This window comes from Celeribacter neptunius, from assembly GCF_900113955.1.
Lineage (GTDB): Bacteria > Pseudomonadota > Alphaproteobacteria > Rhodobacterales > Rhodobacteraceae > Celeribacter > Celeribacter neptunius.
On record NZ_FORH01000001.1, the window covers coordinates 991,383 to 1,017,208 of the forward strand.

Sequence of the window (25,826 nt, forward strand, 5' to 3'; positions counted from 1 at the left end):
GTTCATGTCACCAAATCATCTCTATGGATCAAAGCGGCCCGGCCAGAATAGCCGAGGATCGCCTGAATGTCTTCGGAATGCGCGCCCTTGATTGCTTCCGCCTCATCCGAGGTGTAGCGCGACAGCCCGAGCCCGATACGCGCCCCGTCCGGCCCGAGCACCAGCACTGGTTCGCCGCGGCCAAAATGGCCAACGACCTCCTCGACGCCGACGGGCAACAGGGATTTTCCTTTCGCAAGCGCCAGAACGGCACCGGCATCGATCTGAATCTCGCCCTTGGGCTTCATCGCGCCGATCCAGCGTTTGCGGGCATGGGCCGGGTCCTCGGCGGCGATGAACCATGTCGCCTGCGCGCCCTGTTCGAGCGCCAGAATGGGCCGCTCTCGCGATCCTTCGGTGATCGCCATGGTACAGCCGCCGGAGATTGCGGTCTTGGCTGCCATCACCTTGGTCTTCATCCCGCCTTTCGAGACGCCGGAGACGGGCTCGCCCGCCATGGCTTCGATCTCGGGGGTGATCTCTTCGACCACCGGGATATGTTGCGCCGCCGGATCGACCGCAGGGTTAGCGGTGTAAAGCCCGTCGACATCGGACAGGAGCACCAGCCGGTCGGCGCCCACGGTGACGGCGATATTCGCCGCCAGCCGGTCGTTGTCGCCATAGCGGATCTCATCCGTGGCCACGGTGTCATTCTCGTTGACGATGGGCACGACACCCAGGCCCAACAGCGCGTCGAGCGTTGCGCGGGAATTGAGATAGCGGCGGCGGTCGGCGCTGTCCTCGAGGGTCAGGAGCACCTGCGCGGTGGTGATGCCATGCGGCTCCAACGCCTCCTGATAGGCGCGCGCCAGCCGGATCTGACCGACCGAAGCGCAGGCCTGAGATTGCTCCAAGGGCAGTTCTCCGCCGGGCAGACCGAGAATGCCACGCCCCAGAGCGATCGACCCCGACGAAACAAGGATCACCTTGGCACCGCGGGCTTTCAGCATGGCGACATCTTCGGCCAGACCGTCGAGCCAGCCACGCCGCAGCTTGCCCTTTTCGACCAGAAGCGCCGAGCCGATCTTGATCACCACGAGTGCGGCATCCGCCAGATTTGCGGTCAACGCGGCAGGGTTATGGGCCATCAGGGTTGCCAAGGCGTATCTTCCTCGTCATCCCCCGCTTCTTCCTGCTTGATCCGAAGACGGTCCATGGAAATCTCGGCTTTCAGAGCGCGCAGCACCGTGTCGACACCCTCGCGCGACACGCCGGACATGGTGTAGACGCGACCGCCGGAGGCCTCCTGCAGGGCTTTGAGCTTCTCCTCGACCTCTTCGTCGAGCAGACTGTCGATCTTGTTCAACACGGTGATCCGCGGCTTGTCGCCCAGGATATGCGAGTAATTGTTGATCTCGGTAATAATCGTCTCGTAATCCGCAACCACGTCTTCCGCCGTGCCGTCGATCAGATGCAAGAGCACCGCACAACGCTCGACATGGCCGAGGAAGAGATCCCCCAGACCACGGCCCTCGGAAGCGCCCTCGATCAGACCGGGAATATCGGCGACGACGAATTCGGCATTGTCGATGCCGACGACGCCGAGGTTCGGATGCAGCGTGGTGAACGGGTAATCGGCAATCTTCGGTCGCGCGTTCGAGGTCACGGAAAGGAAGGTGGATTTGCCCGCGTTCGGCAGACCCAACAGACCCGCATCCGCGATCAGTTTCAGACGCAGCCAGATGGTCCGATCAATACCGGGCTGGCCGGGGTTGGCCTTGCCCGGCGCCTGGTTGGTCGAGGTCTTGAAGCGCAGGTTGCCCCAACCGCCGTTGCCGCCCTTGGCCAGAACAAACGTATCGCCCACCTCGACGAGATCGGCGATCACCGTCTCCTCGTCCTCGTCCAGGACCTCGGTGCCCGCCGGCACTCGCAGCACGATGTCCTTGCCATCCTTGCCGGTGCGGTTGTTGCCCATGCCGGCCTGGCCGTTCTGGGCAAAGAAATGCTGCTGATAGCGGAAATCGATCAGCGTGTTCAGCCCCTCGACCGCCTCGATGATCACCGAGCCGCCCTTGCCGCCATCGCCGCCATTCGGCCCGCCGAATTCGATATATTTCTCGCGCCGGAACGACACGCAGCCGTTGCCGCCCGAACCGGAGCGGATATAGACCTTTGCGAGATCGAGGAATTTCATCGTCTTATCCTTTGCTGCCCGGATGCGACCGGATGTCGATTAGGGCTTTCGGGCAGATGTATCCTGCCACCGCGTTAAACTCAATTGCACATTCATGCTTTCGGTGCCGGGCGCGTCGCAAAGCCGTTGCGCGTCAACTCATAAGAGCAGAGCTCCGCCGGCCCCTCACGGGCGGCGCTTTTCACCATCCGCGTTCCGATGCGGCGAAAGCCGAGCTTTGCCAGCACCCGGCCGGAGGCGGGATTGTCGGCGAAATGCCCGGCTTCGATCACTTCGGGGGCAAAACGGTCCTGCACGAATGTCAGGAAGACACGCATCGCCTCGGTGGCATAGCCCTTGCCGTGATGCACGGGGTCCAAAAGATAGGACAGGCTCGGAACCGGCCCCCCGCCGAAACCCGCCGTGCCGATAAAGCGGCCATCCTTGAGGCAAATCGCGAACCGGAACCCCGGCACGCCCCGCCAGAGCGCGGCGTCGATCCAGTCGTGCCGCGCCGCCTCGGCCCAGGGCAAGGCCACGGAACTCATCATTCGCGCCACCTCGGGATGAGAAACCGCGCGCGTCAGATCTTCGGCATCCGCATGGCTCAGCGGGCGCAGGATCAGACGGTCTGTGGTGAGTGTGGGGTGATCGGTCATCTCGGGGGCTTTCCTTGTGGAGGCCCCGACGATCAGGGGCGCTTAGAGTTTACGCAGATAGGTCCAGGTTGGGACATGGGCACCGCGGGAGACGGAATAAGTCTCGGCATCGCCGATATATTCGAACCCTGCGGCGGTCACGACACGGGCCGAGGCCTGATTGTCCTGGAAAATCTCCGCGAACATGGTCTTGGCCCCGGTTGGGTTGGCCTCGACCAGCGCCCTGAGCGCGGCGCGCGCCAGCCCGGTGCCCCAGAACGATGGCGCGACCCAGAAGGCCACCTCGCTTTGATCGCGGTCCAGCGGTTTCAAAGAGATCACGCCGAGCACCTCGGACAGACCATGATCGGAGCCATCCAAGATCCAGACCTTTTCCGTCGCCTCGGGCTTGAGCGCGCGGTTCACGAAGGCCTCGGTCGCCCCCGGCGGCATCGGATGCGGCAGAGAGCGGGAATTGCGGGCCACGCGTTTGTCGCTGGCATACATGTTCAAAAGCCCGACATCGGAGCGACGCGGGGCGCGCAGCACGAAACGATCGGTCTCGATCACCGGCTGTTCGATCACCGCTTGCGCTTCAAGGTCTTTGACCATGTCCATTTTCATCTCTCTTCCTCCTAAGAGCCTTTTGCCCCTCTTCCTCCCCGAAGAAGGTGCCGGAAACGGGACTATTGCATCCCATTACGACAGTTTCATTAAAATCGTCTGAAACCACCGGCCGCGCGAAGGCTCATTTGGCCTAAAATATTTGCTTCATTCAAGTTTTTTCTGTGCCTCGGGCTTTTCCGACCACGGGCACAGGCCCGACGGGCAAAAGAAAAGGGACCGGCTCTCGCCGATCCCTCATTTTTTCGAACCTGTGAGGTCGGCTTACTCGGCGGCGTCCGCCACTGGAAGCACGGACACGAAGGTGCGTTTCTTGAGACCCTTGTGGAAGGTCACTTTACCGTCGGTGGTGGCGAAGATGGTGTGGTCTTTGCCAAGACCCACGCCTTCACCCGGCCAGAATTTGGTGCCGCGCTGACGCACGATGATGTTGCCAGCGATGGCGTCCTGGCCACCGTAGAGTTTGACGCCGAGACGGCGACCTGCGGAGTCGCGACCGTTACGGGACGAACCGCCTGCTTTTTTATGTGCCATGGTGTTCTCTCCTTATGTCGCTTACTTGGCCAGTTCTTTGGCCTGTTCCACCCATTCGGGCTTCACTTTGGTGGCCTCGAACGTGTCGGCATCGACAGCGGCGAGCTGAGCGAAGGTGGTGATCCCAGCTTCAACCAGTTTTTTCGCAGCAGCCGGACCCACACCGGTGATCGTGGTCAGATCGTCAGCGCCAGCAGCGGCTGCCGGGGCGGCCTCGGCTTTGGCGGCGGCTTTCTTCGGAGCCGCGGCAGCGGCCGGAGCGGCAGACACAGAGCCCGCGCCAACGGCAGCTTTGACACCGGATTTGTCCGCACCGGCTTCAAGAATGTCGGTGATGCGGAGCAGCGTGAGCTGCTGACGGTGGCCTTTTTTGCGCTGCGAAGAGTGCTTACGACGACGTTTGACGTAGTGGATGAGTTTCTCACCCTTGATCTGGTCGATGACTTCGGCTTGCACGCCGGCACCTTCCACGAGGGGGGCGCCGATGGTGGAACCGACCATCAGAATCTCGTTGAACTGGACTTTTTCACCAGCATCGGCCGCGAGCTTTTCCACGCGCAGAACGTCACCGCTTTGCACCTTGTATTGCTTACCGCCAGTTTTCAGAACCGCAAACATGCAGTCTTCCTTTCGATATACCCGCGTCCTGTGGCCCCGGCCCTGCCCTTTCTCAAGGATTTGCCGACGTTGGATGCCGCGAACAGCGCGCCCCTTTGGGGACGAGATTGTCATATAAAGATGGCTCATTTGCCCTGATTTTCAACACGGGTTCGAAAACCCTTCGGACAAAAAGACATCACCCGGTCGCACCAATGGTCCGCCGGGTGCGCGGTATATCGGGAATCATGGTCGAAAAGTCAAGCCTGCAATGCGTGAAGGCGGTGGTCTTTGCCGGACTGCCCCCGCCACTCTCTACGGTTCTATGGCGGTTTTCACGGATGTGCCAGATCGAACTCTTGCCAAAACCAGCCAAAACCAAAGGCATCGGCCTTTTGCGGGGCTGACTGAAAGTAAGAAAAGTGCCCTTTGGGGACGTTGGTCTTCTTGGCGCGGAACAAGGTCGAAGGCCGCCGCGCCTGCGGTCATGCTGAAAGCATGCCTCGGGCATGACCTGTCCCAGCATACTTGTCACGGCTCAACGCTAAGAGGGCGAATGGCAGGAAAGTCCGCAAAACCGACCTCCTGGCCGCCGCTTGCACTCAGAGCTGTTCGCCATCATAGGTCTGCATCATCACCGCCGTGCCGGCGCCAAGGCCGCGCGACAGGTGGTCATAGACCGCGTCAAACGTGGCAAACAGCGCCATGTTGAGCCTCTGCCCCGCCTCGGTGCGGGCAAAGGCGACATAGCGCGCCAGTTCCGCATCGCTCAGCGACGAATAGGCCAGGGTCGAGAAACCGTAGACCCATTCAGAGACATCGGCGCGCACTTCGGGTTCCGTCGACCAGATCTGGTTCAGAAGATCGCTGTCGCTCATCCCTTCGTCCATCTCGAACCCTTCGGACCAGAGCCCCTGATAATAGGCGATGTCGCTGTTCATCGCGCCGACCACGTTCATTTCGACCAGATCATTGACCTCGACATATTCCTCGATCAGCCGGGCGCGTTCGGTATCGGGATCGATCGCCGCCCAAGCCTCGCCCGCCGCAGCCTGCGCCGCCTCATCCGAGAGCGCCTTGCGGGTGTCGAGCTCGAGCCGGGCAATCCGCTGCCCGAGGTCGCTGGAAAAGAACTCGACCATCGGCGCCAGCTCGGCACCATCGAGCGCCTTGGCCATTTCGTCATGAAAGGCCCGTGCCATCACCGCCGGATCGTAGAGCCGTCCCAGCATCTCGTCCCAGGCCGGTTTCGGCACGCCATAGCCGGCCTCGACGAAATCTTCGGCCATCGACCTGCCCTCGTCGGAAAGCACGGTGACGACTTCGTCAAACATCATCGCCTCCATCAGGGTCTTGAGCGCGCCCTCGTCCACCGCCGCCTCTGCCGCCTGTGGCAGGGAGAAAAGCGAGAGCGCCGCAGGCAGCGCAACCGCTGGCAGAGAAAGCGCCACGGCACCGGCGAGCAGCCCACCCCTCACGCGTCGCGCCATCCCAAGCGCCACGCCTGTCAGGCCCAGTTGTTTCGCCCCGCTCACCGTCCTTGCCTCGTGCATCTCGTCCCCTTTGGTTCTCTCGATGGTTCGCTCGATCCCTGAAACGCGGGATATACAGCTGTCAGCTAAACAAAGAGTGAGCGGCGGGACAAGCCCCGGACAGGCCATTGACACAACACAAACAGGGGTTTTCGCCAACGCCAGCGGCTTCTTGCGCGGGGCGCGCATGAAATTGCCCAAAAGAATGTCACGAATAGGGGTTGCACAGGGCGCGCCACAACGATAAATCCCCGCTACCCAGACCCCCGCGGAGAGGTGCCGGAGTGGTCGAACGGGGCGGTCTCGAAAACCGTTGTCCCTTTACGGGGACCCAGGGTTCGAATCCCTGTCTCTCCGCCACATCATCCCTGTATGGTATTTAAACAGTTTTTCGCGACACCGCGAAATCTGTTCCCCCTTTGGGTCCCCTTTTTGAATTCAGTGCCTGAGTTTGGACTTTCCAAAAACAACGCGCCGACCACGGGGCTTCGTGACGGCGCGTTGCGTGTTTTGATTTTGGCCCGTGTCACTGAAAGACTGCCGATCAGCGCTAGAGCCGACATTCAGTCGCCGACCTGCTGACGATCACTATGCGGACAGAGCGCCATTTCGCTGCGGATGCGCCAACGGCTGCTTATCGGATTGGCCATTCTAAACAAAGAGGAAGCAACCGAGCTATCAGCCCGGATGCCTTCTTGCGCCTATTGTTGTGTCACCAATGGTTTGGATCTTCAAGTGGCCCAACGCATCGCGATGGACCTGTCAGCGGGACGAATGGCCCGGCCTTCAAGGTCTGTCCCAACCATCCTTCCGGATACCGTAGCGGCAAGGGTGGTTGCGCGTCGGCTTCGTGATGTGAGCGAAACCCACCTTTGAATAGAAGTTGATGTCGCCGTAAGTCAGGGCAACATCCACCTCACGATCCAGTAGTGCTTGCAGGGCATGACTGATCAATCTTTGCCCCAGTCCTTTGCCCTGCTGAGCGGTTGCCACCGCCACGGGTGCAAGAATGAACACCGTCCGCGTATCATCGGCATAGGTCATGCGTGTGAAGATGATGCGGCGAAGGTGTCGAAGAACATCGCGATGATGGCATCGGCTTTGTCTGTGTATTCAGTCGTAAATTCCATGGTCTGTTCCTGTGGATCAATTTAGCAGATTATCGTTGATTGAGCTGCGCACGCACCGCTTCAATCCCTAGTTTTGAAGCCCGATATGGGCGTCCGCTTTGTGAGCGGATGAAGCGCCGTTTTTTGAGCCGCAAGAAAACCGGGAGCGTGCAATCCGTCAGGATATGCCCGTCGCGTGTGTAGCAGGTGATATCGCGAATTTTGCCGTTCTCGTATCGCTCGTAATGGATTGCTCCACCGAGCGCGAGTTCATGCAAAACACGCTGTTCGTGTTTTGAGATGTTCAACTGAGTGTCTCGATTTCATGAAGATGCAACAATAGGCCGCTCAGCGTGCCGCGTGAGCAGTCTTGGTATTAAGCGTTCCCAGTGCCTAGAGGCGGGAACAGGCTTATGCCCGGGTCTCTTGCATAAAATCTCCGTCTAGAGCAGCAATTGCCGCTCTAGACCCCATGTAAATCCGAGCTTCAAAGAATGCAACTGTAGTCACATCAACGGGGCGGCAAAGCGCGGTCAGAGAGCGGATCTACGAGTTGATACCGGAGTACACACCACCCAAACCGGACATTCGCGCACAATGCAGCGTTCGTCAATTTTGGGCTCTTAATTCGCTTTCGCCGCGCTCTCCACCAATGTCTGCGTTTCAGACAGTGCCAACCCGAGCCGCCTTGCGGCCTCGCTTTCCGCCCGCTCCCGGCACATCCCGGCGTCAAATTGCAGGATTGCGGCGCGTTCTTCCCAGAGCTCAAAGAGATCAGAGGGGGCAAGCCTTACCCCCTCTGACAAAACCGACTTAACTGACAAAACCTCCCCCGAAACGCCCGGACTGGCCTCCCGCCCGGATTTGGGTTTTGTCGGTTTTGTCAGTTTTGTCATCGCCCCCGGACCCTGTCGGGCGGCATCGAGCCAGACACTCACGGCAGCCCTACCAAGAGCGCTGGATTGACCGCAAAGAGCCGCGTGGGGCGTCCTCCGTTGGGATTTGGCGGCGGTGCAATCGGGCGGATTGCGTCCCCATCCTCCAACACCGTCAGCGCCGCGTTGAGCTGTGCTGCGGAGTTGAGGCCGGGCGTGTTTCAGGCCGGGCGCTGGGGCGCGTTTCCGTCGGACTTGAGGCAGCGGTCACAAAGCGCAGCGCACTCAGGGGCGCCGCAGCTCCGTGGGCTCACAGGTGCATGTAGGCCCTTCCGATCGGCTCAATAGAGCCCGCCGGAGGACAGCGAATTGATCGTGGCTTTCTTGGGCACTTTGATCACCCGCCCCGTCGAGGTCTGGACCTCGCGATCACCATCGTCGGAGGCATTCTCCTCGCCCTGGAACAGCGGCAGGTCGGAGCCCATGGCAAAGCCGCCGTCATACATCAGGCCGAACACCGGTTCTTCGCCGTCGCGGAAATATTCCGCCACCACATTGGGCCCGGAGGCGCTGTCGGAGAGGCGCGCGCCGGTGTAGCGGTCGATCTTGATGAAATGGCCGCCCGGCGGCACTTTGAATTTGCCACCGCCATATTTCTTCACCGCGTCCTGCATGAAGTCATTGAACACCGGCCCGCAATAGCCACCGCCCGAGGCGCCGCGCATCGCCCGCGGCGTGTCGTAACCGATGTAGCACCCTGCGACGATGTTCGAGGTAAAGCCCATGAACCAAGCGTCCTTGCCGTCGTTGGTGGTGCCGGTCTTGCCGGCCACAGGCACCGGCAGGTTGACCCGGCCGGCGGCGGTGCCGCGCTGCACCACGCCCTGCATCATCGAGGTGAGCTGATAGGCGGTGATCGCGTTGATCATGCGCTCGCGGTTGGCGACGATCTTGGGCGCGACGCCGGGTTCGAGCGCGGCAACCTCGCATTCCTCACAGACCCTCTGGTCGTGACGGTAGATCGTCCGGCCATAGCGGTCCTGCACCCGGTCGACCAGCGTCGGCTCGACGCGCTCGCCGCCATTGGCGAACATGGCATAGGCCGAGACCATCTTGAACACGGTGGTCTCCTCGGCCCCGAGCGCGGAGGCGAGATATTGCCCCATATGGTCATAGACCCCGAAACGTTCGGCATAGCCCGCAACCACATCCATACCGACCTCCTGTGCGAGACGGATGGTCATCAGGTTCCGCGATTGCTCGATCCCGGTGCGCAGCGGGGTCGGACCGTAGAATTTGCGCGAGGCGTTCTTCGGCCGCCAGACGCCCTGCGGCGTGTTCACCTCGATCGGCGCATCGACGATGATCGTCGCCGGGGTGAACCCGCTGTCGAGCGCTGCCGCATAGACGAAGGGTTTGAAGCTCGAGCCCGGCTGGCGCGTCGCCTGTGTCGCCCGGTTGAACACCGAGTTCTGATAGGAAAACCCGCCCTGCATCGCCAGGACACGGCCGGTGTTCACGTCCATGGCCATGAAGCCGCCCTGCACTTCCGGCACCTGGCGCAGCGACCAGCGGATGAGATCGCCTTGGCCATTGTCGCCCGTCGTCATGCGGCGGAGATGGACCACGTCGCCACGGCTGAAATTGTCCCTGAACGAGCCGCGCATCCATTTGATGTCCTCGCGCGGGACGGAGACCTCGCCAATGCCATCCTCGACCAGCACCGTGAGCGCGCTGTCGCCCACCGCGTTCACCGCACCGACGTACCATTTGCCGTCGAGCGTCACATCGCGGGCCACGCGGACCTCGGCCAGGGCCGCTTCCCATGTGTCATCGTCCAGGCTGGCCAGCTCGATGGTCTTGCCCGTGCCACGCCATTGGCCGAGGCTGCGGTCCAGCTCTTCAAGCCGTTTCTGAAGCGCATGCGCCGCGTTGGTCTGCATCTCCGGGTCAATCGTGGCGCGGATCGACAGGCCGCCTTCGAAGAATTCCTCTTCGCCGAAGTTCTTCGACAGCTGGCGGCGGATTTCGTCGGTGAAGTAATCGCGGGTCGGAAGACTCTCGCGGTAGCTCGGATAGTCGCCGGTCTGCACCGTCTTGATCGGCTGTTCGCGGGCCGTTTCATAGGCCGCCTGCGTCAGATAGCCGTTCTCGTACATCTCGCGCAGCACGAAATTGCGCCGCGTCAGGGCGCCATCGTAATTCTTCGCGGGATTGTAGGAATAAGGCGCCTTCGGGTGGATCGCGAGGAAGGCCGCTTCCTCAGGCGTCAGCTCCGACAGGGTCTTGTTGAAATAGCTCTGCGCCGCGGCCGTCACCCCGAAGGAGCGCACGCCGAGATCGATCTCGTTGAGATAGAGGCCGAGGATCTCGTCCTTGCTCAGGGTCTGCTCCAGACGGGTCGCCAGGATCAGCTCCTTGATCTTGCGCTCCGCCGAGCGCTCCGAGGAGAGAAGAAAGTTCTTCATCACCTGCTGGGTGATCGTCGAGGCGCCGCGCAAAGGCCCGCCCTGCGCCGCGGTCAGTGCCGCCGCCACCATGCCGCGCAGGTCATAGCCCTTGTGGTGGTAGAAATTCTTGTCCTCGGCGGAGATGAACGCATGTTTCACCAGATCCGGAATTTCCTCGGGCGGGGTGTAGAGGCGACGTTCGCGGGCGAATTCGTCGATGATCTTGCCCTCGCCGGAATAGATCCGCGAAATCGTCGGCGGCTGATACTGGGCCAGCGCCTCATGGTTCGGCAGGTCGCGCCCGTACATCCAGAACACACCGCCGATCACCAGCGCCGCCAGGAACAGACCGGTGGTGACCCACGAAAAAATCGTGCCGAAGAACGAGAGGATAAATCTGAGCACTGACGAGCCTTTCCCACACCAAAATTCCGCGCTGACTCGCGATCGAGGCGCACGGCTTGCCTCTCCTTATACAGCCCCGCCGTCATGGTCAAAACCTCCCGGCCCGCTTCGCGCGCAAATGTGAGCAGAAAGACGCCGCCCGTGATCCCGATGTGAACAGGGGCGCTTGCCCTGCCCCGCGCCACCGCCTATCTGCCTAAAGCGTTTTGCGAACACTCTGACTCGCAGATTTTCGGAAGAACGCGGCGCAACAATCATATGCTCGGGGCCTCGGGCATTTGCTTTCGGCGCCTCGGACCAATCGCAAAAGACTTTCGCCATGACACCCGAGAACATTCTTGCCACCTATGAACGTCAGGCCCGCGCTTTCGACCTGGCCCGGCAAAAGACCCTGTTCGAACGGCCCTGGCTCGACCGGCTGATCAACCATGCGCCACAGCGGGACGGCAAACGCCATGTGCTCGATCTCGGCTGCGGTTCGGGCCGGCCGATCGCGCAATACCTGTCGGACCGGCGCTGTGAGATCACCGGCGTCGACGGCGCCGCGGCGATGGTGGCACTGTTTCAGGCGAACCTGCCGCGGGCGCGGGCCATGCACGCCGATATGCGCGGGCTCGATCTTGGCGAAACCTTCGATGCGGTGATCGCGTGGGATTCGTTCTTTCACCTCTCCGCCGAGGATCAGCGCGCCATGTTCGCCACATTCGCCCGACATCTCGCCCCGCGCGGCGTGCTTCTGTTCACCTCGGGGCCGGATGCCGGCGAGGCCATCGGCCGGGTCGAAGAGGAAAGCGTCTATCACGCGTCCTTGTCGCCCGACGAATACCGCGCCCTCATGGCCGAACAGGGCATTGAAGTGATCCGTTTTACCCCCGAAGACCCGGAGTGCACCGGCCACTCGGTCTGGCTCGCCCGCAAATCCGCCTGACCCTTTCGGCCCTTCGCCTTCTACCCTCACCGGGGCACCGCGCCCCGCGTCCCGCCCCGTTCCCCGCATGGCAGAAACGGCAGAAACGTCATTGCCTCGCCGGCCTTCCTTCCCTAAGGTCGCGAATCGTTACGTGATAACATAACAAAACGAGGAATTGACCCCAATGCAAACCGCATTCTTCCGCCCTCTGGCCATCGCCTCCGTGGCCGCGCTCTTGAGCTGTGGCGCGCAGGCCGATGATCACAGCCATGAGCATAGCCACGCGGCCAGCTCAGACATTTACGACGGCTATTTCGAGGACAGTCAGGTCGCGGATCGCGATCTGTCCGATTGGCAGGGCGATTGGCGCTCCGTCTACCCGCTTGTGATCGACGGTACGCTCGATCCCGTGATGGCGCACAAGGCCGAGACCGGAGACAAAAGCGCCGATGCCTACAAAGCGTATTACACCAAGGGCTATGCCACGGATGTCGCACGCATCACCATCGAGGGTGAGACGGTCACCTTCTACCGTGACGGCGTGGCCACCACGGCGGATTACGCAAGCGATGGCTATGAGGTTCTGACCTATGCCAAGGGCAATCGCGGCGTCCGGTTCATCTTTGAGAAGACCGGGGGCGCGACCGCGGCACCACGGTATATCCAGTTCAGTGACCATCGCATTTTCCCGTCGAAAGCCGATCATTACCACCTCTATTGGGGCGATGATCGTGCCGCTGTGCTCCAGGAATTGAGCAACTGGCCGACCTATTTCCCGTCCGACCACAGTGACGCGCAGATCGTCTCCGACATGCTCGCACATTGACCGCAGATCGATTGCAGCCGCGCTGAGCACGGCAAACCACACCTCCGGGAGCCATCCGGCGCCCGGGGCCCCGGGGGCTCAGCCTTCTGACTTGGAATACCGCAGAATTCCGGCGATGCCCGACCCGGTCCGGCCATCCGAGGGATGATTGACCCCGTCCTCGACCGTCAGCTCTTCGAAATCGAACGGGCTCATGCCGTCGAGACAGGCCACGTTGACCCCGTATTGATTGGGGTTCGACCGTCGCTGGTGGTGGGTGTAGATGCCGCAGACCGAGCAAAAGTAGTGTTTCGCGGTTCCGGTGTTGAACTGATAGAGCGTCAGCTTGTCGGCGCCCTTGAGGATGCGCAGGCCGTCCAGCGGCGCCGAGACCGCCACCGCCCCGCGCATCCGGCAAAAGGAACAGCTACAGCGCCGCGCCGTGTTGACCCCGTCGGTGAGTTCCACCTCGAACTGGACCGCACCACAATGGCAGGCCCCTTGATGGGGGTGTTTCACTTACGGCATCTTTCGCTCCTTTTCACAGATCCCTGTTCATCGATCCTTGTTCATCGCGTCATGCGGCCGATATTTCGGCTCATTTGCGCAGCTTTTCCATCACCGCCCGCTCTTCTTCCTCCCAAGACAAAAGCGCATCGCGCACCGCCCCAGCGGCCTTGGTGCGCCAGTCGGCATCCATCAGCTTGCCGCGGTCCTTGGCCGAGGACAAGAAGCCCAGCTCCAAGAGCACCGAGGGCATATCCGCCGATTTCAGCACCGAGAACCCGGCTTCGAGCCGCGGGCGCTTGTGCATGCCGACGCTCTCTTCGAGATGCGACACCAGACTGTCGGCGAGACGATCGGTGCGCGGAGAGGTCTCGGTCCTGGCCATGTCCATCAGCACCTTGGCGATCACGTCATCCTGCCCGGTGAGATCGACCCCGGCCAGGAGATCGGAGCGGTCATGACGTTCGGCCAGCTTGCGCGAAGCGGCATCCGAGGCACGATCCGCCAGGGTGTAGACCGTCGCCCCCTCGGCCCGGCCCTCGGAAATCGCATCGGCATGGAGCGAGATAAAGACATCGGCCCCGGCTTGCCGGGCCAGCGTCAACCGGGTTTCCAGCGGCACGAACATATCGGCATCGCGGGTCAGCGTCACCTCGAACCGGCCGGAACGGCGCAGCACCTCTTGCAGCTCGCGGGCGAAGGTCAACATCAGATCGGCCTCCCGGACCCCGTCGCGTTCGGCCCCGGGATCGATGCCGCCATGTCCCGGGTCGAGCACGACGCGCAGCGGCCCTTCGCCGAATCTGCGCACCGGCGCAGGCCGCGCCGTCCCCTCACCCGAGGGCCGCACCAGCTGGGCATCGGGCGGCGTGCCGGCCCCGAGCGCGAATTCGTCCGAGGCCACCGGGTCGAGATTGAGTGTCAGCACCGCGCCCTTGTCATCGCGCGCCATTTGGGCGTGGACCAATCGGTAAGGCCCGGCGAGATCCAGCACCATGCGCGACCAGCCGGGGGTGAAACCGCCGACCCGCAGGTCGAGTATGCCTTCGGACGTGTTGAAGGCCTGCGCATCGAACCCGGTCCAGTCGACCTCGGCGAAATCCACGACCATGCGCCGCGGCTCGGTCAGGGTGAAGATCCGGAACGGCACCGGCTGCGACAGCCGGAGCATCATCTCGACACTGTCGCCCTGATCGACCAGCGCCGAGGCGGCGCTGTCGGCCCGCGCCAGCGCGGTCATGCCGGGATTTTGGCCCTGCGCGTGCAGCGGTTGCGAGAGAGAGAGCGCGATCAACAAAAAAACGGTTCTGAAAAACTGCATGCGATCCTCATGGCTGGGCCGTTTGCCGGCCTTTGTTGCCTGAACCCTACTCTGTCCGGTGAGATTTGCCCATGGGCTTTGCTCCGGATTGCCCGAAACCCGCCGGCGACCTCACCGACCTGCCATGAAGGCCTCGAGCCGTTTGAGCCCTTCGCTTATGTCCTCGGTCGAACGCGCGTAGGAAAACCGCAGCATCTGCGCACCGCGTTTCTGATCGAAATCCACGCCGGGGGTGACGGCCACGCCGGCCTTCTCGAGGATCTCGTCGCAGAACGCCTTGCTGTCTTCTGTGTAGGCCGAGACATCCGCGTAGATATAGAAGGCCCCGTCCGGCGGCGCGATCTTGTCGAAGCCGATCTTCGGCAATGTCTCGAGCATCAGCGCACGGTTCTCGCCATAGACATCAACCATCTGCTGACATTCCTGCCGCGCCTCCAGCGCGCCGAGCGCGGCGACCTGCGAGGCATGCGGCGGGCAGAGAAAGAAATTCTGCGCGATACGTTCGATCACCCGCACGTGATCCTCGGGCACCACCATCCAGCCGATGCGCCAGCCGGTCATCGAGAAGAATTTCGAAAACGAATTGATCACATAGACATCGTCGGAAAGCTCGAGCGCGGTGACCGCCCGGCCCTCGTATTGGATACCGTGATAGATTTCGTCGGAGATGAAGGCGATGCCCTTGTCATGACAGGCCTTGATCAGCGCGCCCATTTCCTCACGGCCCAACATGGTGCCCGAGGGGTTGCCGGGGGAAGCCACGATCATGCCGTCGAGCCCGTCGGGGATCTCACCAGGCACCGGTTGCAGACGGTTTTCCATCTGCGTCTGGATGCCCACCGGGGTGATGTTCATCGCCGAGAGAATCTGACGATAGGACGGGTAGCCCGGCTCGCCCATGCCGACCTTGGCGCCGGCATCAAACAGTGCGGTAAAGGCAAGGATGAAAGCCCCCGAGGAGCCCGGGGTGATCACCACCCGCTGCCAATCGAGGTCCACCCCGTACCAATCCTTGTACAGCCCGGCGATCGCCTTGCGCAGCTCCGGCAGGCCGAGCGCCACGGTATAGCCCAGAGGTCCCTCCTCCATCGCCTTGGCGAGCGCGGCGCGGGCCTTGGACGGCGCGCCGGTCGAGGGCTGGCCCACTTCCATATGGATGATATGGCGCCCGGCCTCCTCGGCGGCACGGGCCGCCTCCATCACATCCATCACGATGAAGGGATCGACGACCGAGCGGCGGGAGGTTTTCATGGGGCAAATCCTGTGATTATCTTCTGGCAACCCATGCCAGTCCACGAAAGGAAATGCAATGTGGCGAAGCCTGCGCAGGGCCTGTGCACCCATGGTCCTCCGCATGACCCTCATCATCATGACGCTGCTCGCGCTGCCGCTGGCCGCCAGCGCCAAGGGTATCCTGCGCGATCCGGACATCGAATATGCGCTCTCGCGTCTGGCCGGGCCGATCTTTGACGCCGCCGGCCTGTCGAGCCGCCGCGTCCGGATCATCATCATCGACGACGATCAGCCCAACGCTTTCGTCGCCGACAATCAGCATGTGTTCATCCATTCCGGGCTGCTCTTGCGGCTCGACAGTGCGGCCGAACTGCAGGCGGTGATCGCCCATGAGGTGGCGCATATCACCGGCGGGCATATCACCCAGCGCTATGGCCAGGCGAAAACCGCCTCGACCGTCGCCGGGCTGGGGCTGTTGCTCTCCGGCGCGGTGATCGCAAGCACCGGCAATGGTCAGGCCGCCGCCGGGCTGGCCATGGGCATCTCCGGCTCGGCCGCACGGGTCCTGAATGGTCACACACGGGCGCAGGAGGCCTCCGCCGATCAGGCCGGCATCCGCTACATGGCCCGCGCCGGCGTGCCGCCGCAGGCGATGCTCGACGTTCTTGACATGTTTCGCGGTCAGGAGGTGCTCTCGACCCAGCGGCAAGATCCCTACACCCGCACGCATCCCTTGTCGCGCGAGCGGATGCGGGCGCTCAAGGGCTATGTCGCCGCCACACCCGCCGCGAACCCGCCGGACGGAGAGGCCGAGTATTGGTACGCCCGGGCGCGCGGCAAGCTCGAGGCGTTCATCCGCCCGCCGTCTTACACGCTGCGCCGGGTCAAGCCCTCGGACAGCTCCGATATCGGGCTGATGCGACGCGCCGTGGCGCTCCATCGGCAGCCGAAGCCCGACGAAGCGATCGCCACGATCAACAGGCTGGTCGCGGCGCGCCCGAAAGACCCTTATTATGCCGAGTTGCAAGGCCAGATCCTGTTGGAGAACCGGCAATTCGGCGCCGCGGTCTCGGCCTATGGCCGCGCCGCCGCGATGGCGCCCTCGAATGCCCAGATCCAGTCGGGCCTGGGCCGGGCGCTTCTGGCGCGTGGGCAAAGTGCCGATCTGCCGCGGGCGATCAAGGCGCTGGAGGCGGCGCGCGGCCGCGATCCCTATGACACATTGCTTTTGCGCCATCTCGCCAGCGCCTATGCCAAATCCGGCAACGAAGGGATGGCGGCCTTGAATGCCGCCGAGGCGCATGTGTTGCGCGGCGACTTCAAAGCCGCGCTGCCTCTGGCAAAACGTGCCTCTGCGGCCTTGGGTCACGGAACTGTTGGGTGGAACCGGGCGCAAGATGTGATAGACGCGGCTGAACAGGCCCTGAAACGGAGATAGACCATATGCCTTTTGCCAAAGCCATTGCCCGCCTCGGGTGTGCGGCGCTTCTGACCGCCTCCACCGCGCTTGCGGCAAACGCCTTTGACATTTCTGACATGTCGGATGCCGAACGCGAGGCCTTCCGTGCCGAGATCCGCGCCTATCTTCTCGACAACCCGGAAGTGCTGATGGAAGCCGTCGATGTCTATCAACAGCGTCAGGAACAGCAACAGGTCGCCAATGACGCCGATCTCATCGCGCAATATGCCGAGGTGATCTACAATGACGAGAATGACGCGGTCTATGGCAACCCGGACGGCGATCTCGTGCTCGTGGAGTTCTCCGATTACCGCTGCGGCTATTGCAAGAAAGCCTATCCGGATGTTCACGCGCTGCTGGAAAAAGACGGCAATATCAAATTGATCGTCAAGGAATTTCCGATCCTGGGCGAAGCTTCGGTTCTGGCCTCGCGCTTCGCCGTGGCGACCAAGCTGGTCGTCGGCAACGAGGCCTATCTCAAGGTGCATGACGAGTTGATGCAGGCCCGCGGCGACATCAACGAGGCCGCGCTGCGCCGTCTCGCCAAATCGCTCGAGATCGATGCCGATCCGGTCTTTGCCGAGATGGACAGCGATCCGGTCACCGCGATCCTCGCCCAGAACCATCAGCTCGCCACCGCACTGCAGGTCACCGGCACCCCGGGGTTCATCCTCGGCGATCAGATGCTGCGCGGCTATGTGCCCTATGACGCCATGGTCGAGATCGTCGCCGAAGTGCGCAAGAACCGCTGAGACGACCTTTCACGCCCCCAAATGACAAAACCCCGCCGATTAGGCGGGGTTTTTCTTTGGCGGTTTGAGGGACGACCGCCTTAAAGCCCGGAGGCGATCATATCGCGGATCTTCACCGCCTTCTCAAAATGATCCAGCTCATGCGTTCGGATCCACCATTCCGCCGCTTCCATCAGCAGCTCCGGATCGTCATTCTTGTTGGCAAAGAAGGCGTAGAAGGACAGACCGACGCCCTCGCCCTTTTTCACGATCTTCTCATTGCAGACCGCGATGGCCTTGGCTCTCAAATCCGCTCTCATTGAGCCCCATCTGGCACTCGCCCGGCCTGACCGATCCCAGTCACTCGGCGGCGTCCTGCGTGGCGGCGGCATCCAGCTCCGCGGCCTTCTTCTCGACCTGTTCGACGATATGCTCGATCATGCTGTCGTTTGACATTTTATGGGACTGCGCGCCGCCCAGGTAGACCATGCCATGACCCGCGCCGCCGCCGGTCCAGCCGACATCGGTCATCAGCGCCTCGCCCGGTCCGTTGACCACGCAGCCAATAATGGAAAGGCTCATCGGCGTCTTGATATGTTCGAGCCGGCGTTCCAACTCCTCCACCGTCTTGATCACGTCAAAGCCTTGGCGCGCACAAGACGGACAGGAAATGATATTCACCCCGCGATGGCGCAGCCCGAGGGATTTGAGGATCTCGTAGCCGACCTTGACCTCTTCCACCGGATCGGCCGACAGAGACACGCGCAGCGTATCGCCGATGCCCATCCACAACAGCTGTCCGAGACCGATGGCGGATTTGATCGTGCCGGACATCAGACCGCCGGCCTCGGTGATGCCGAGATGGATCGGCGCATCGGTGGCTTCGGCCAGTTGCTGATAGGCGGCGGAGGCCATGAAGACGTCGGAGGCTTTCACCGAGATCTTGAAATTGTGGAAATCGTTGTCTTCGAGGATCTTGATATGATCCATGCCGCTCTCGACCATGGCGTCGGGGCATGGCTCGCCATATTTCTCCAACAGATGTTTTTCCAAAGAGCCGGCGTTGACGCCGATGCGGATCGAACAATTGTGATCGCGCGCCGCCTTGAGCACTTCCTTGACGCGTTTCTCGTCGCCGATATTGCCCGGGTTGATGCGCAGACAGGCCGCCCCCGCCTCGGCCGCCTCGATGCCGCGCATGTAATGGAAATGGATGTCGGCGACGATCGGCACCGGGCTCTCGCGGCAGATTTCCTTGAGCGCGGCGGAGCTGTCCTTGTCCGGCACGGAGACCCGGACGATATCGGCGCCGGCTTCGGCAGCGCGGATGATCTGATCCAGAGTGGCCTTGACGTCATGGGTCAGCGTGTTGGTCATGGTCTGCACCGTGATCGGCGCGTCGCCCCCCACCGGCACATTCCCGACCCAGATCTTGCGGCTCTCACGGCGGTCGATATTGCGCCAGGGACGAATGGGGTTGTGGGACATGGGAGCCTCTTTGGCAGTGCCGGTTTCGCTTGTGCCCTAGATAGGACGGCAGGGCCGCGGGAGCAAGCTTCGCCCGCCCGCTCATCCGGGTTTCACAGCTGAAAAATCGATTGAACCGGAGGCCCGGGCCTATTCGGCGTTCTGGGCGACGCGGAAGGCCTCGGCCACCGTGTCATCCTGTGCCAGATCGACCGGCGAGAAGGCGTCAGAGACTTCCGCCACCGAGAGCGCGACGTTCTTGACCACCGAGCCGGTGGCCCCGATCGGACCATAGGCCTGACCATTGACCGCGAAATAGACGCCACCGGCATTTCCGGTGCGCAGCACGGGGGTCTTGTCCATGGCGGGCACGACATAGCTTTCGCCGGCATCGAGGATCTTTTCGAACAGCACGGAGCCATCGGCGGCCTGTACCCGCACCCAGGACGGGCGCACGGCGACAAGCGCCAGTTCCGGCGCATCCCCGGCGGTGACCTGAACGGTCGCATCCTCGGTCGCGTCGGCAAGCGCCACCTCGGCAATCATGCTCGACATGTCATCGAGGCGATGTTCGCGTTCGGCCGCCAGACCTTCGCCGGCCAGCGCGCCGACGGTGCGCGGGTCGAGCGAGGCGATCGGGCCATCGCGCGGCACCAGCACCGGCACATCGAGCGCCTGCGGGCGATAGAGACGGTCCAGCGCCTCGGCGGAAGGAGTGGCCAGGTTGAGACCCTCATCGAGCGCGGCCACGGTGGTGCCGCCCTCGTCGAGCGGCGTCACTTCCGAGATCACGCCGGGGGCCTGATCCACGGGGGCCAGCTTGACCTTTTGAATTTCCTGCAACACCGACCAGCCGCCATAGCCGATCACGCCCAAAAGCGCGAGCAGCACAGCCGTGGAGCCGAGCGCACCCGGCTCGATCCGCGCCATCAGCCCCTGCCCGCGCGGCACGAACGTGGCGTTGGGATCGGCAAAGGGGTCCTTGACCGGCGCCTTGGTGGCGGATTTGCCATCTGCCACGGTGCGTTTGGTCGAGGCCTGCGGCGACATGCCATGGGCGACCGAAAAGCCGCTTTCCTCGCAAAATCGCGCGAAAGCCCATTCCGGGTCGAGATTGAGATAGCGGGCGTAGGAGCGGACGTAGCCGGCGATAAAGCCCTGGGTCTCGAAAACAGAGGGATCGGCATTCTCGATCGCGGCGATATAGGTCGCCTTGATCTTCAGCTCGCGTTGCACATCCAGAAGGGATTTGCCGACGGTGGCCCGTTCCCCGCGCATGACATCGCCAAGCCGCAGCTCGAAATCGTCAAAACCGCGAGGATGTTCCTGTTCCTCGACAGGTGGTTTGCTCCACCGCCTGATCATACGCTCTGCCCCAAGTTGGTCCTGTCCCAATGGACTCCCTTACGATTCGCCGGGAGTCCTTGAAAAATTGTTACCACAGGCTCAAAGGCAGCGCACAGCAGATATCTTGTCTACCCGGCCAATTCGGCACGATTCAGCGCACAATGGCTCCAAAGTTCATCCAAAGCATGAACCAGCGCATCCATTTCCTTCGGCCCGTGCACCGGCGACGGGGTAAACCGCAGCCGTTCGGTGCCACGCGGCACGGTGGGGAAATTCACCGGCTGCACATAGATGCCGTATTGGTCGAGCATCATGTCGGACATCAGCTTGGTGTGTTTCGGATCACCCACGATCAGCGGCACGATGTGAGAGCCGTTGTCGGTGATCGGCAGGCCGAGCCCCTTGAGGCGCATCTTGAGGATTTTCGCCTGGGTCTGATGCTCTTCGCGCAGTTTCACCCCGCCCTCACCTTTCAGGAAGGCGATGGAGGCGGCGGCCCCGGCGGCAATTGCCGGCGGGATCGAGGTGGTGAAGATGAAGCCCGGCGCGTAAGAGCGCACGGCGTCACACATTTTCGCGCTCGCGGCGATATAGCCGCCGAACACGCCAAAGGCCTTGCCCAGCGTGCCGTTGATGATGTCGATGCGATCCATCAGGCCCTGCGCCTCGGCGACACCGGCGCCGCGCGGCCCGTACATGCCCACGGCATGGACCTCGTCGATATAGGTGAGCGCATTGAATTCGTCAGCGAGATCAAGGATTTCCTTGATCGGTCCAAAGTCGCCATCCATCGAGTAGACCGACTCGAATGCGATGAGTTTCGGGGTTTCCGGGTCCTCTGCGGCGAGAAGCTCGCGCAGATGCGCGACATCGTTGTGGCGGAAGATTCGCTTGGCCCCGCCGTTGCGGCGGATGCCTTCGATCATCGAAGCGTGGTTCAGCTCGTCGGAATAGATGATCAGACCGGGAAAGAGCACCGGCAGGGTCGAGAGCGTCGCGTCATTGGCGATATAGGCCGAGGAGAAGACCAGCGCCGCCTCCTTGCCATGCAGATCGGCAAGCTCGGCCTCGAGACGTTTGTGATAGACGGTGGTGCCGGAAATGTTGCGGGTGCCGCCGGAACCGGCGCCGGTGGCGTCGACCGCTTCCTTCATGGCCTCGAGAACAACCGGGTTCTGGCCCATGCCGAGATAGTCGTTGCCGCACCAGACCGTCACCGGGTGCTCGGTGCCGTCGGGCTTGGTCCAGGTGGCGTGCGGGAACTGACCGCGTTTGCGCTCGATATCGATAAAGGTGCGATAGCGCCCCTCATCGTGCAGTCGTTGAAGTGCGTCCTCAAGCTTCGCCGTGTAGTCCACCGTGTTGTTCCTTTCGCGCGTCTCAGGTCTGCCTCTTTTAACGGCATAAAACGAAAATTGCGACTCATATTCACGATTCACAAGATAATAACCGTCAGGAGACCTCTATAGGCTGCATTTTCCTTGAAATGCCCATGCCTTCTTATGCCGGATAGAAACCCTTTCAGAATGATTTATGTCAAGCCACCCCGCTCCTCTGGACACCAGATGTGATCGGCGTAAGCTGCGACAAAACAACCCGAGCTACCCCAAAGGTTTCCGATAATGAACACACGTCTCGCCCCGGTGCTTTCTCGCATCGACGCCGATCTCGATGCCTCTCTCGACCGTTTGATGACGCTTCTGCGTATTCCGTCGATCTCCACAGACCCGGCCAACAAGGCCGATTGCCTCAAGGCCGCTGAATGGCTGGTCGCAGATCTGAAATCCCTGGGCGCCGAGGCCGAGCTTTGCGAGACCCCGGGTCACCCGATGGTCTATGGCAAGATCGGCCCGAAACAGGACAGCGGCGCACCGCATCTCTTGTTCTACGGCCACTATGACGTGCAACCGGTTGATCCGCTTGACCTTTGGGACCACGACCCGTTTGCGCCCTTCATCGAGACCCGCGACACCGGCAAGGTGATCCGCGGTCGCGGTGCCTCGGATGACAAGGGCCAGCTGATGACCTTTGTCGAGGCCTGCCGCGCCTGGATCGCGGAACATGGTGAGATGCCCTGCACCATCACCTTCTTCTTCGAAGGCGAAGAGGAAAGCGGCTCGCCCTCGCTCATCCCCTTCATGGAGGCCAACAAGGACCGGCTCAAGGCCGATCTGGCGCTGATTTGCGACACCTCGATGGTGGCGCCGGGCGTGCCCTCGATCTGCAGCCAGCTGCGCGGCATGCTCAAGGATGAGTTCACGCTCACCGGCCCGACCATGGACCTGCATTCCGGCCATTACGGCGGCCCGGCGCTCAATCCGCTGCGCGAGATTTCCAACATCGTTGCCTCTTTCCACGACGAGAACGGCCGCGTGACCGTCAAGGATTTCTATGACGGTGTCGAAGAGGTGCCGGCGGAGATCCTAGAGCAATGGAAAGGCTGCGGCTTCGACGAAGAGGACTATCTCTCCGGCGTCGGCATGAGCGAATCCCATGGCGAGGCCGGCTACAGCACGCTGGAACAGCAATGGGCCCGCCCGACGCTCGAAATCAACGGGCTTTGGGGCGGCTATCAGGGCCCGGGCACCAAAACGGTGATCCCCTCCGAGGCGCATTGCAAGATCACCTGTCGCCTTGTGGGCACACAGGACCCGGATGCGATCCGCGAGAACCTGCGCGCCCATGTCGAATCCCGACTGCCAAAAGATGCGAAAGTGACCTGGAATCAGGATCTCGACGGCTCCCCGGCGGCGGTGATGAACACCGCGCGGCCCGAGTTCGAAGCAGCGCGTCAGGCGCTTTCCAATGAATGGGACCGCGAGGCGGTGTTTGCCGGCATGGGCGGTTCGATCCCGATCGCCGGGTTCTTCACCACCATTCTGGGACTCGACTCGATGCTGGTGGGCTATGCCGATGACGACGACCGCATTCACAGCCCGAATGAGAAATACGGGCTGAAGAATTTCCACAAGGGCATCCGCTCCTGGGCGCGCATTCTCGACGCCGTGTCGAAAGCCTGAGGACGCGGGGGACCTACGGCCCCTGCCCTCTGACAGATGAAAAGCCCCGCCGGAACGCTCCGGCGGGGCTTCTTGTTCATAGCGCCTTTGCTCAGGCGAAGACCGGTTCCAGATCCGTCGACCAGAGCACGGTGTCGGCGGCATCGAGAAGCGAGACGGTCATCACCTGATCGGCGGCATTGATGTCGACCTTGCCGAAGAACTGATAGCCATCCGACGGCGGCAGGTTGACCTCGCCTTCCGGCGGCGCCTTGGCAAATTCGACCTTCGGGCCGAAGGTGTTGTCATACTCGTTCGGACCAAAGGTGCCGGCGTGCAGCGGGCCAGAGACGAATTCCCAGAACGGATCGAAATCCTGGAACTCGGCGCGATCCGGGCTGTAGTGATGCGCGGCGGTGTAATGCACATCGGCAGTGAGCCAGACGGTGTTGCGGATCTTGGCGTGTTTGATGAAGGACAGCACCTCGGCAATGTCGAACTCGCGGCCCAGCACCGGACCGTCGCCATTGGCCATGTTCTCATAGGCTTCCTTGCCGTCGCGCACGATCATGCCGATCGGCATATCGGCGGCGATGACTTTCCAGGTGGCTTTCGAAGCCGCCAGCTCGGCCTTGAGCCAGGCGAGCTGTTCGGCACCTAGGAAATTGCGCGGATCGGGCTGACGGTTGCCGTCATTGTCGTCGCGATAGGTGCGCATATCGAGGAAAAACACGTCGAGCATCGGGCCGTAGGCGACTTTGCGATAGACGCGTTTCGGCTCGGCGGCATTGACCCGGATCGGGTACATTTCAAAGAAGGCCTGCGCCGAACGGGCAAAGAGTTTCTGTGCCGATTTTTCCGTGTAGCGATCGTCGCTCGAGAAGACTTCATTCGGGTACCAGTTGTTGGTGACCTCGTGGTCGTCCCACTGATAGAGCACCGGCACGTCGGCGTTGAAGGCGCGGACATTCTTGTCGAGCATGTTGTAGAGATGCTGACCACGGAATTCCGTGAGCGTCTCGGCGACCTTGGATTTCTCTTCGACCAGCACGTTCTTCCACATCGTGCCGTCTTTCAGCTCGACCTCGGCCTTGAGCGGGCCATCGGCATAGACCGTGTCGCCTGAGTGGATCATGAAATCCGGACGGTGTTTGAGCATGGTCGCATAGGTGGTCATGCCGCCGCGGGACTCGTCGATGCCCCAGCCCTGACCGGCGGTGTCGCCCGACCAGACAAAGGAGATGTCGCGCATCGCGCCGGGCGCGGTGCGGAAATGCCCCACCGTCGGCTCGGACAAGCTGTTCACATCCGACAGATCGGCCATGGTCACGCGGTAGAAGATGTCCTGATCCGACGGCAGGCCTTCGAGCAGCATCTTGCCGGTGAAATCCGAGGTGTCGCCGATGGCGAGCGGCTGTACCCGGTTCACATGGGTGAAATTCTCGGTGGTGGACCATTCCACCATCATCTGCGCTTCGCGATCGGCGCGGGCCCAGATCATCGCGCCATCATGGGCGACATCGCCGGATTGCACCCCATGGGTGATCAGCGGACGGGTTGCGGCGCGGGACAGAGCGGGCATGGCGAGGGAGCCGGCAAGGGCGGCGCCCCCGGCGAGCGCCTGACGGCGCGTAAGACGGATGGACATGAGGGTCTCCGAGATAGCTATGTGCGTTGAATAGTTGCGTTCGATGGACGCCGGGACATCCCGACAGCGCACAGTCTCGCCCGGCTCTGTGTCAGTTATTTTTCCGAAAGATAAAATTTCGCACACAGTTTCATGACGAAATCCTTCGTGGCGCCCCGGTCGCAGCCCATCTCTGTTCAGGATGTCCGCCTAGGATGTCTGCTCAGGATATCCCTCTGGCCGCCACAAAGAGGCACGGGATCGCCGGCCTCACTCTTCAGAGCTCCCTGCACCCCGCAGGAGCTTGAGCGCCAGAAGCATCCAGGGCGCACCATGGAAGACCAGATCGAAAATATCGATCGGGCGGGACAGGGTGCCGTCGGCCAGCATCTTGAGCTTTTCCCAGATGTGCGGTTCCGGCATGAAGGGCGCCAGGCCGAGCGTCAAGGCCGCCAGCAGGAAGGTCGACAGGGGAAGCGAATCAATAAATTTCATTGCGCA

Annotated in this window: 24 protein-coding genes, 1 tRNA gene and 1 pseudogene; 6 read left to right on the forward strand and 20 right to left on the reverse strand. The window is 62.0% G+C overall.

Translation table 11 applies throughout. From position 1 onward, the window contains the following. Nucleotides 1-2: 2 nt before the first annotated feature. The 7 genes from proB to BM151_RS04900 form a co-directional block, all read right to left on the reverse strand. The gene (proB, locus tag BM151_RS04870; protein ID WP_090058325.1) at nucleotides 3-1,127 is read right to left on the reverse strand and encodes a glutamate 5-kinase; all 1,125 of its coding nucleotides are present in this window, start codon (nucleotides 1,125-1,127) and stop codon (nucleotides 3-5) included. Continuing rightward, complete coding sequence (gene obgE / locus BM151_RS04875; protein ID WP_090058328.1) at nucleotides 1,127-2,176, reverse strand: GTPase ObgE; 1,050 nt, start codon at nucleotides 2,174-2,176, stop codon at nucleotides 1,127-1,129. The genes proB and obgE overlap by 1 nt, the downstream gene beginning before the upstream one ends. 92 nt (nucleotides 2,177-2,268) lie before the next feature. Beyond that, nucleotides 2,269-2,814, reverse strand: a complete 546-nt coding sequence (locus BM151_RS04880; RefSeq protein ID WP_090058332.1) for a GNAT family N-acetyltransferase — start codon at nucleotides 2,812-2,814, stop codon at nucleotides 2,269-2,271. 42 nt (nucleotides 2,815-2,856) lie between these two features. After that, on the reverse strand, nucleotides 2,857-3,405 hold the full coding sequence (locus BM151_RS04885) for a GNAT family N-acetyltransferase (RefSeq protein WP_245781120.1): 549 nt from the start codon (nucleotides 3,403-3,405) through the stop codon (nucleotides 2,857-2,859). Nucleotides 3,406-3,681: 276 nt separating this feature from the next. Continuing rightward, the gene (gene rpmA, locus BM151_RS04890; protein WP_090058342.1) at nucleotides 3,682-3,951 is read right to left on the reverse strand and encodes a 50S ribosomal protein L27; all 270 of its coding nucleotides are present in this window, start codon (nucleotides 3,949-3,951) and stop codon (nucleotides 3,682-3,684) included. Nucleotides 3,952-3,972: 21 nt separating this feature from the next. After that, the gene (locus BM151_RS04895; protein ID WP_090058346.1) at nucleotides 3,973-4,569 is read right to left on the reverse strand and encodes a 50S ribosomal protein L21; all 597 of its coding nucleotides are present in this window, start codon (nucleotides 4,567-4,569) and stop codon (nucleotides 3,973-3,975) included. Nucleotides 4,570-5,150: 581 nt separating this feature from the next. Next, nucleotides 5,151-6,101 (reverse strand): DUF2059 domain-containing protein, encoded by a 951-nt coding sequence (locus BM151_RS04900; RefSeq protein ID WP_177213023.1) that lies wholly within the window; start codon nucleotides 6,099-6,101, stop codon nucleotides 5,151-5,153. A gap of 249 nt (nucleotides 6,102-6,350) precedes the next feature. Between BM151_RS04900 and BM151_RS04905 the strand changes: the two genes are divergently transcribed. After that, nucleotides 6,351-6,440, forward strand: a tRNA-Ser gene (locus BM151_RS04905). A 426-nt stretch (nucleotides 6,441-6,866) separates the two neighbouring features. On the opposite strand, the gene BM151_RS04910 is transcribed toward BM151_RS04905, so the two are convergent. The 3 genes from BM151_RS04910 to BM151_RS04925 all read right to left on the reverse strand — a co-directional run bounded on the left by BM151_RS04910 (nucleotide 6,867) and on the right by BM151_RS04925 (nucleotide 10,919). After that, nucleotides 6,867-7,124, reverse strand: a complete 258-nt coding sequence (locus BM151_RS04910) for a GNAT family N-acetyltransferase (protein ID WP_143093039.1) — start codon at nucleotides 7,122-7,124, stop codon at nucleotides 6,867-6,869. Nucleotides 7,125-7,239: 115 nt separating this feature from the next. Beyond that, entirely contained in the window at nucleotides 7,240-7,497 is a 258-nt protein-coding gene (locus BM151_RS04915; protein WP_090058355.1) for a YjhX family toxin, read from the reverse strand. A gap of 908 nt (nucleotides 7,498-8,405) precedes the next feature. Next, the gene (locus BM151_RS04925) at nucleotides 8,406-10,919 is read right to left on the reverse strand and encodes a penicillin-binding protein 1A (protein WP_090058363.1); all 2,514 of its coding nucleotides are present in this window, start codon (nucleotides 10,917-10,919) and stop codon (nucleotides 8,406-8,408) included. Nucleotides 10,920-11,238: 319 nt separating this feature from the next. Here BM151_RS04925 and BM151_RS04930 point away from each other — a divergent pair, with 319 nt between their 5' ends. Both BM151_RS04930 and BM151_RS04935 read left to right on the forward strand, forming a co-directional pair. Further along, nucleotides 11,239-11,847 (forward strand): class I SAM-dependent methyltransferase, encoded by a 609-nt coding sequence (locus tag BM151_RS04930; protein WP_090058366.1) that lies wholly within the window; start codon nucleotides 11,239-11,241, stop codon nucleotides 11,845-11,847. A 166-nt stretch (nucleotides 11,848-12,013) separates the two neighbouring features. Beyond that, nucleotides 12,014-12,655, forward strand: coding sequence for a ZinT family metal-binding protein (locus BM151_RS04935; protein WP_090058369.1), 642 nt, complete (start codon nucleotides 12,014-12,016; stop codon nucleotides 12,653-12,655). Nucleotides 12,656-12,733: 78 nt separating this feature from the next. Here the strand turns inward: BM151_RS04935 and BM151_RS04940 are convergent, their stop codons facing one another. From BM151_RS04940 to BM151_RS04950, 3 genes are all read right to left on the reverse strand, one after another. Beyond that, entirely contained in the window at nucleotides 12,734-13,153 is a 420-nt protein-coding gene (locus BM151_RS04940) for a GFA family protein (RefSeq protein WP_218151320.1), read from the reverse strand. Between the two features lie 79 nt (nucleotides 13,154-13,232). Next, nucleotides 13,233-14,462 (reverse strand): N-acetylmuramoyl-L-alanine amidase, encoded by a 1,230-nt coding sequence (locus BM151_RS04945; RefSeq protein ID WP_090058373.1) that lies wholly within the window; start codon nucleotides 14,460-14,462, stop codon nucleotides 13,233-13,235. Nucleotides 14,463-14,573: 111 nt separating this feature from the next. After that, nucleotides 14,574-15,713: a pyridoxal phosphate-dependent aminotransferase gene (locus BM151_RS04950; RefSeq protein ID WP_090058377.1), complete on the reverse strand. Its 1,140-nt coding sequence runs from the start codon at nucleotides 15,711-15,713 to the stop codon at nucleotides 14,574-14,576. 103 nt (nucleotides 15,714-15,816) lie between these two features. On the opposite strand from BM151_RS04950, the gene BM151_RS04955 reads away from it, so the two are divergent. Further along, nucleotides 15,817-17,133: a M48 family metalloprotease gene (locus tag BM151_RS04955; protein ID WP_090059207.1), complete on the forward strand. Its 1,317-nt coding sequence runs from the start codon at nucleotides 15,817-15,819 to the stop codon at nucleotides 17,131-17,133. 5 nt (nucleotides 17,134-17,138) lie between these two features. Then, nucleotides 17,139-17,906 (forward strand): DsbA family protein, encoded by a 768-nt coding sequence (locus BM151_RS04960; RefSeq protein ID WP_090058380.1) that lies wholly within the window; start codon nucleotides 17,139-17,141, stop codon nucleotides 17,904-17,906. An 80-nt stretch (nucleotides 17,907-17,986) separates the two neighbouring features. Here the strand turns inward: BM151_RS04960 and BM151_RS04965 are convergent, their stop codons facing one another. The 5 genes and pseudogenes from BM151_RS04965 to hemA form a co-directional block, all read right to left on the reverse strand. Beyond that, nucleotides 17,987-18,193, reverse strand: a complete 207-nt coding sequence (locus tag BM151_RS04965) for a DUF6500 family protein (RefSeq protein ID WP_245781097.1) — start codon at nucleotides 18,191-18,193, stop codon at nucleotides 17,987-17,989. Between the two features lie 52 nt (nucleotides 18,194-18,245). Beyond that, nucleotides 18,246-19,373 (reverse strand): flavodoxin-dependent (E)-4-hydroxy-3-methylbut-2-enyl-diphosphate synthase, encoded by a 1,128-nt coding sequence (gene ispG / locus BM151_RS04970; protein WP_090058388.1) that lies wholly within the window; start codon nucleotides 19,371-19,373, stop codon nucleotides 18,246-18,248. A 129-nt stretch (nucleotides 19,374-19,502) separates the two neighbouring features. Next, nucleotides 19,503-20,402 (reverse strand): DUF4115 domain-containing protein, encoded by a 900-nt coding sequence (locus BM151_RS04975; RefSeq protein WP_425429533.1) that lies wholly within the window; start codon nucleotides 20,400-20,402, stop codon nucleotides 19,503-19,505. Between the two features lie 63 nt (nucleotides 20,403-20,465). After that, nucleotides 20,466-20,717: pseudogene (locus BM151_RS22000) on the reverse strand (helix-turn-helix domain-containing protein); the annotation flags it as partial. 110 nt (nucleotides 20,718-20,827) lie between these two features. Next, nucleotides 20,828-22,057 carry a 5-aminolevulinate synthase gene (gene hemA / locus BM151_RS04980; RefSeq protein ID WP_090058396.1) on the reverse strand — a complete coding sequence of 410 codons (1,230 nt, stop codon included), beginning with the start codon at nucleotides 22,055-22,057 and terminating at the stop codon, nucleotides 20,828-20,830. A gap of 264 nt (nucleotides 22,058-22,321) precedes the next feature. Here hemA and BM151_RS04985 point away from each other — a divergent pair, with 264 nt between their 5' ends. Next, a complete protein-coding gene (locus tag BM151_RS04985; protein WP_090058399.1) occupies nucleotides 22,322-23,719 on the forward strand; it encodes a dipeptidase in 1,398 nt (465 codons plus the stop codon). A gap of 91 nt (nucleotides 23,720-23,810) precedes the next feature. On the opposite strand, the gene BM151_RS04990 is transcribed toward BM151_RS04985, so the two are convergent. Beyond that, a complete protein-coding gene (locus BM151_RS04990; protein WP_090058403.1) occupies nucleotides 23,811-25,346 on the reverse strand; it encodes an alkaline phosphatase D family protein in 1,536 nt (511 codons plus the stop codon). Between the two features lie 249 nt (nucleotides 25,347-25,595). Further along, on the reverse strand, nucleotides 25,596-25,820 hold the full coding sequence (locus BM151_RS04995; RefSeq protein ID WP_090058408.1) for an RND transporter: 225 nt from the start codon (nucleotides 25,818-25,820) through the stop codon (nucleotides 25,596-25,598). Between the last annotated feature and the right edge of the window lie 6 nt (nucleotides 25,821-25,826).

What these genes read in the sequence shown, in the direction of transcription:
- BM151_RS04985 (WP_090058399.1), top strand. Translation starts at nt 22,322, where the DNA reads ATGAACACACGTCTCGCCCCGGTGCTTTCTCGCATCGACGCCGATCTC.
- BM151_RS04960 (WP_090058380.1), top strand. Translation starts at nt 17,139, where the DNA reads ATGCCTTTTGCCAAAGCCATTGCCCGCCTCGGGTGTGCGGCGCTTCTG.
- BM151_RS04950 (WP_090058377.1), bottom strand. Translation starts at nt 15,713, where the DNA reads ATGAAAACCTCCCGCCGCTCGGTCGTCGATCCCTTCATCGTGATGGAT.
- BM151_RS04900 (WP_177213023.1), bottom strand. Translation starts at nt 6,101, where the DNA reads ATGCACGAGGCAAGGACGGTGAGCGGGGCGAAACAACTGGGCCTGACA.
- BM151_RS04945 (WP_090058373.1), bottom strand. Translation starts at nt 14,462, where the DNA reads ATGCAGTTTTTCAGAACCGTTTTTTTGTTGATCGCGCTCTCTCTCTCG.
- BM151_RS04995 (WP_090058408.1), bottom strand. Translation starts at nt 25,820, where the DNA reads ATGAAATTTATTGATTCGCTTCCCCTGTCGACCTTCCTGCTGGCGGCC.
- ispG (WP_090058388.1), bottom strand. Translation starts at nt 19,373, where the DNA reads ATGTCCCACAACCCCATTCGTCCCTGGCGCAATATCGACCGCCGTGAG.
- BM151_RS04885 (WP_245781120.1), bottom strand. Translation starts at nt 3,405, where the DNA reads ATGGTCAAAGACCTTGAAGCGCAAGCGGTGATCGAACAGCCGGTGATC.
- BM151_RS04990 (WP_090058403.1), bottom strand. Translation starts at nt 25,346, where the DNA reads ATGTCCATCCGTCTTACGCGCCGTCAGGCGCTCGCCGGGGGCGCCGCC.
- obgE (WP_090058328.1), bottom strand. Translation starts at nt 2,176, where the DNA reads ATGAAATTCCTCGATCTCGCAAAGGTCTATATCCGCTCCGGTTCGGGC.
- BM151_RS04935 (WP_090058369.1), top strand. Translation starts at nt 12,014, where the DNA reads ATGCAAACCGCATTCTTCCGCCCTCTGGCCATCGCCTCCGTGGCCGCG.
- BM151_RS04910 (WP_143093039.1), bottom strand. Translation starts at nt 7,124, where the DNA reads ATGACCTATGCCGATGATACGCGGACGGTGTTCATTCTTGCACCCGTG.
- rpmA (WP_090058342.1), bottom strand. Translation starts at nt 3,951, where the DNA reads ATGGCACATAAAAAAGCAGGCGGTTCGTCCCGTAACGGTCGCGACTCC.
- proB (WP_090058325.1), bottom strand. Translation starts at nt 1,127, where the DNA reads ATGGCCCATAACCCTGCCGCGTTGACCGCAAATCTGGCGGATGCCGCA.
- BM151_RS04880 (WP_090058332.1), bottom strand. Translation starts at nt 2,814, where the DNA reads ATGACCGATCACCCCACACTCACCACAGACCGTCTGATCCTGCGCCCG.
- BM151_RS04930 (WP_090058366.1), top strand. Translation starts at nt 11,239, where the DNA reads ATGACACCCGAGAACATTCTTGCCACCTATGAACGTCAGGCCCGCGCT.
- BM151_RS04955 (WP_090059207.1), top strand. Translation starts at nt 15,817, where the DNA reads ATGACCCTCATCATCATGACGCTGCTCGCGCTGCCGCTGGCCGCCAGC.
- BM151_RS04975 (WP_425429533.1), bottom strand. Translation starts at nt 20,402, where the DNA reads ATGTCGCCGCAGGCCTCGACCAAACGCACCGTGGCAGATGGCAAATCC.
- BM151_RS04895 (WP_090058346.1), bottom strand. Translation starts at nt 4,569, where the DNA reads ATGTTTGCGGTTCTGAAAACTGGCGGTAAGCAATACAAGGTGCAAAGC.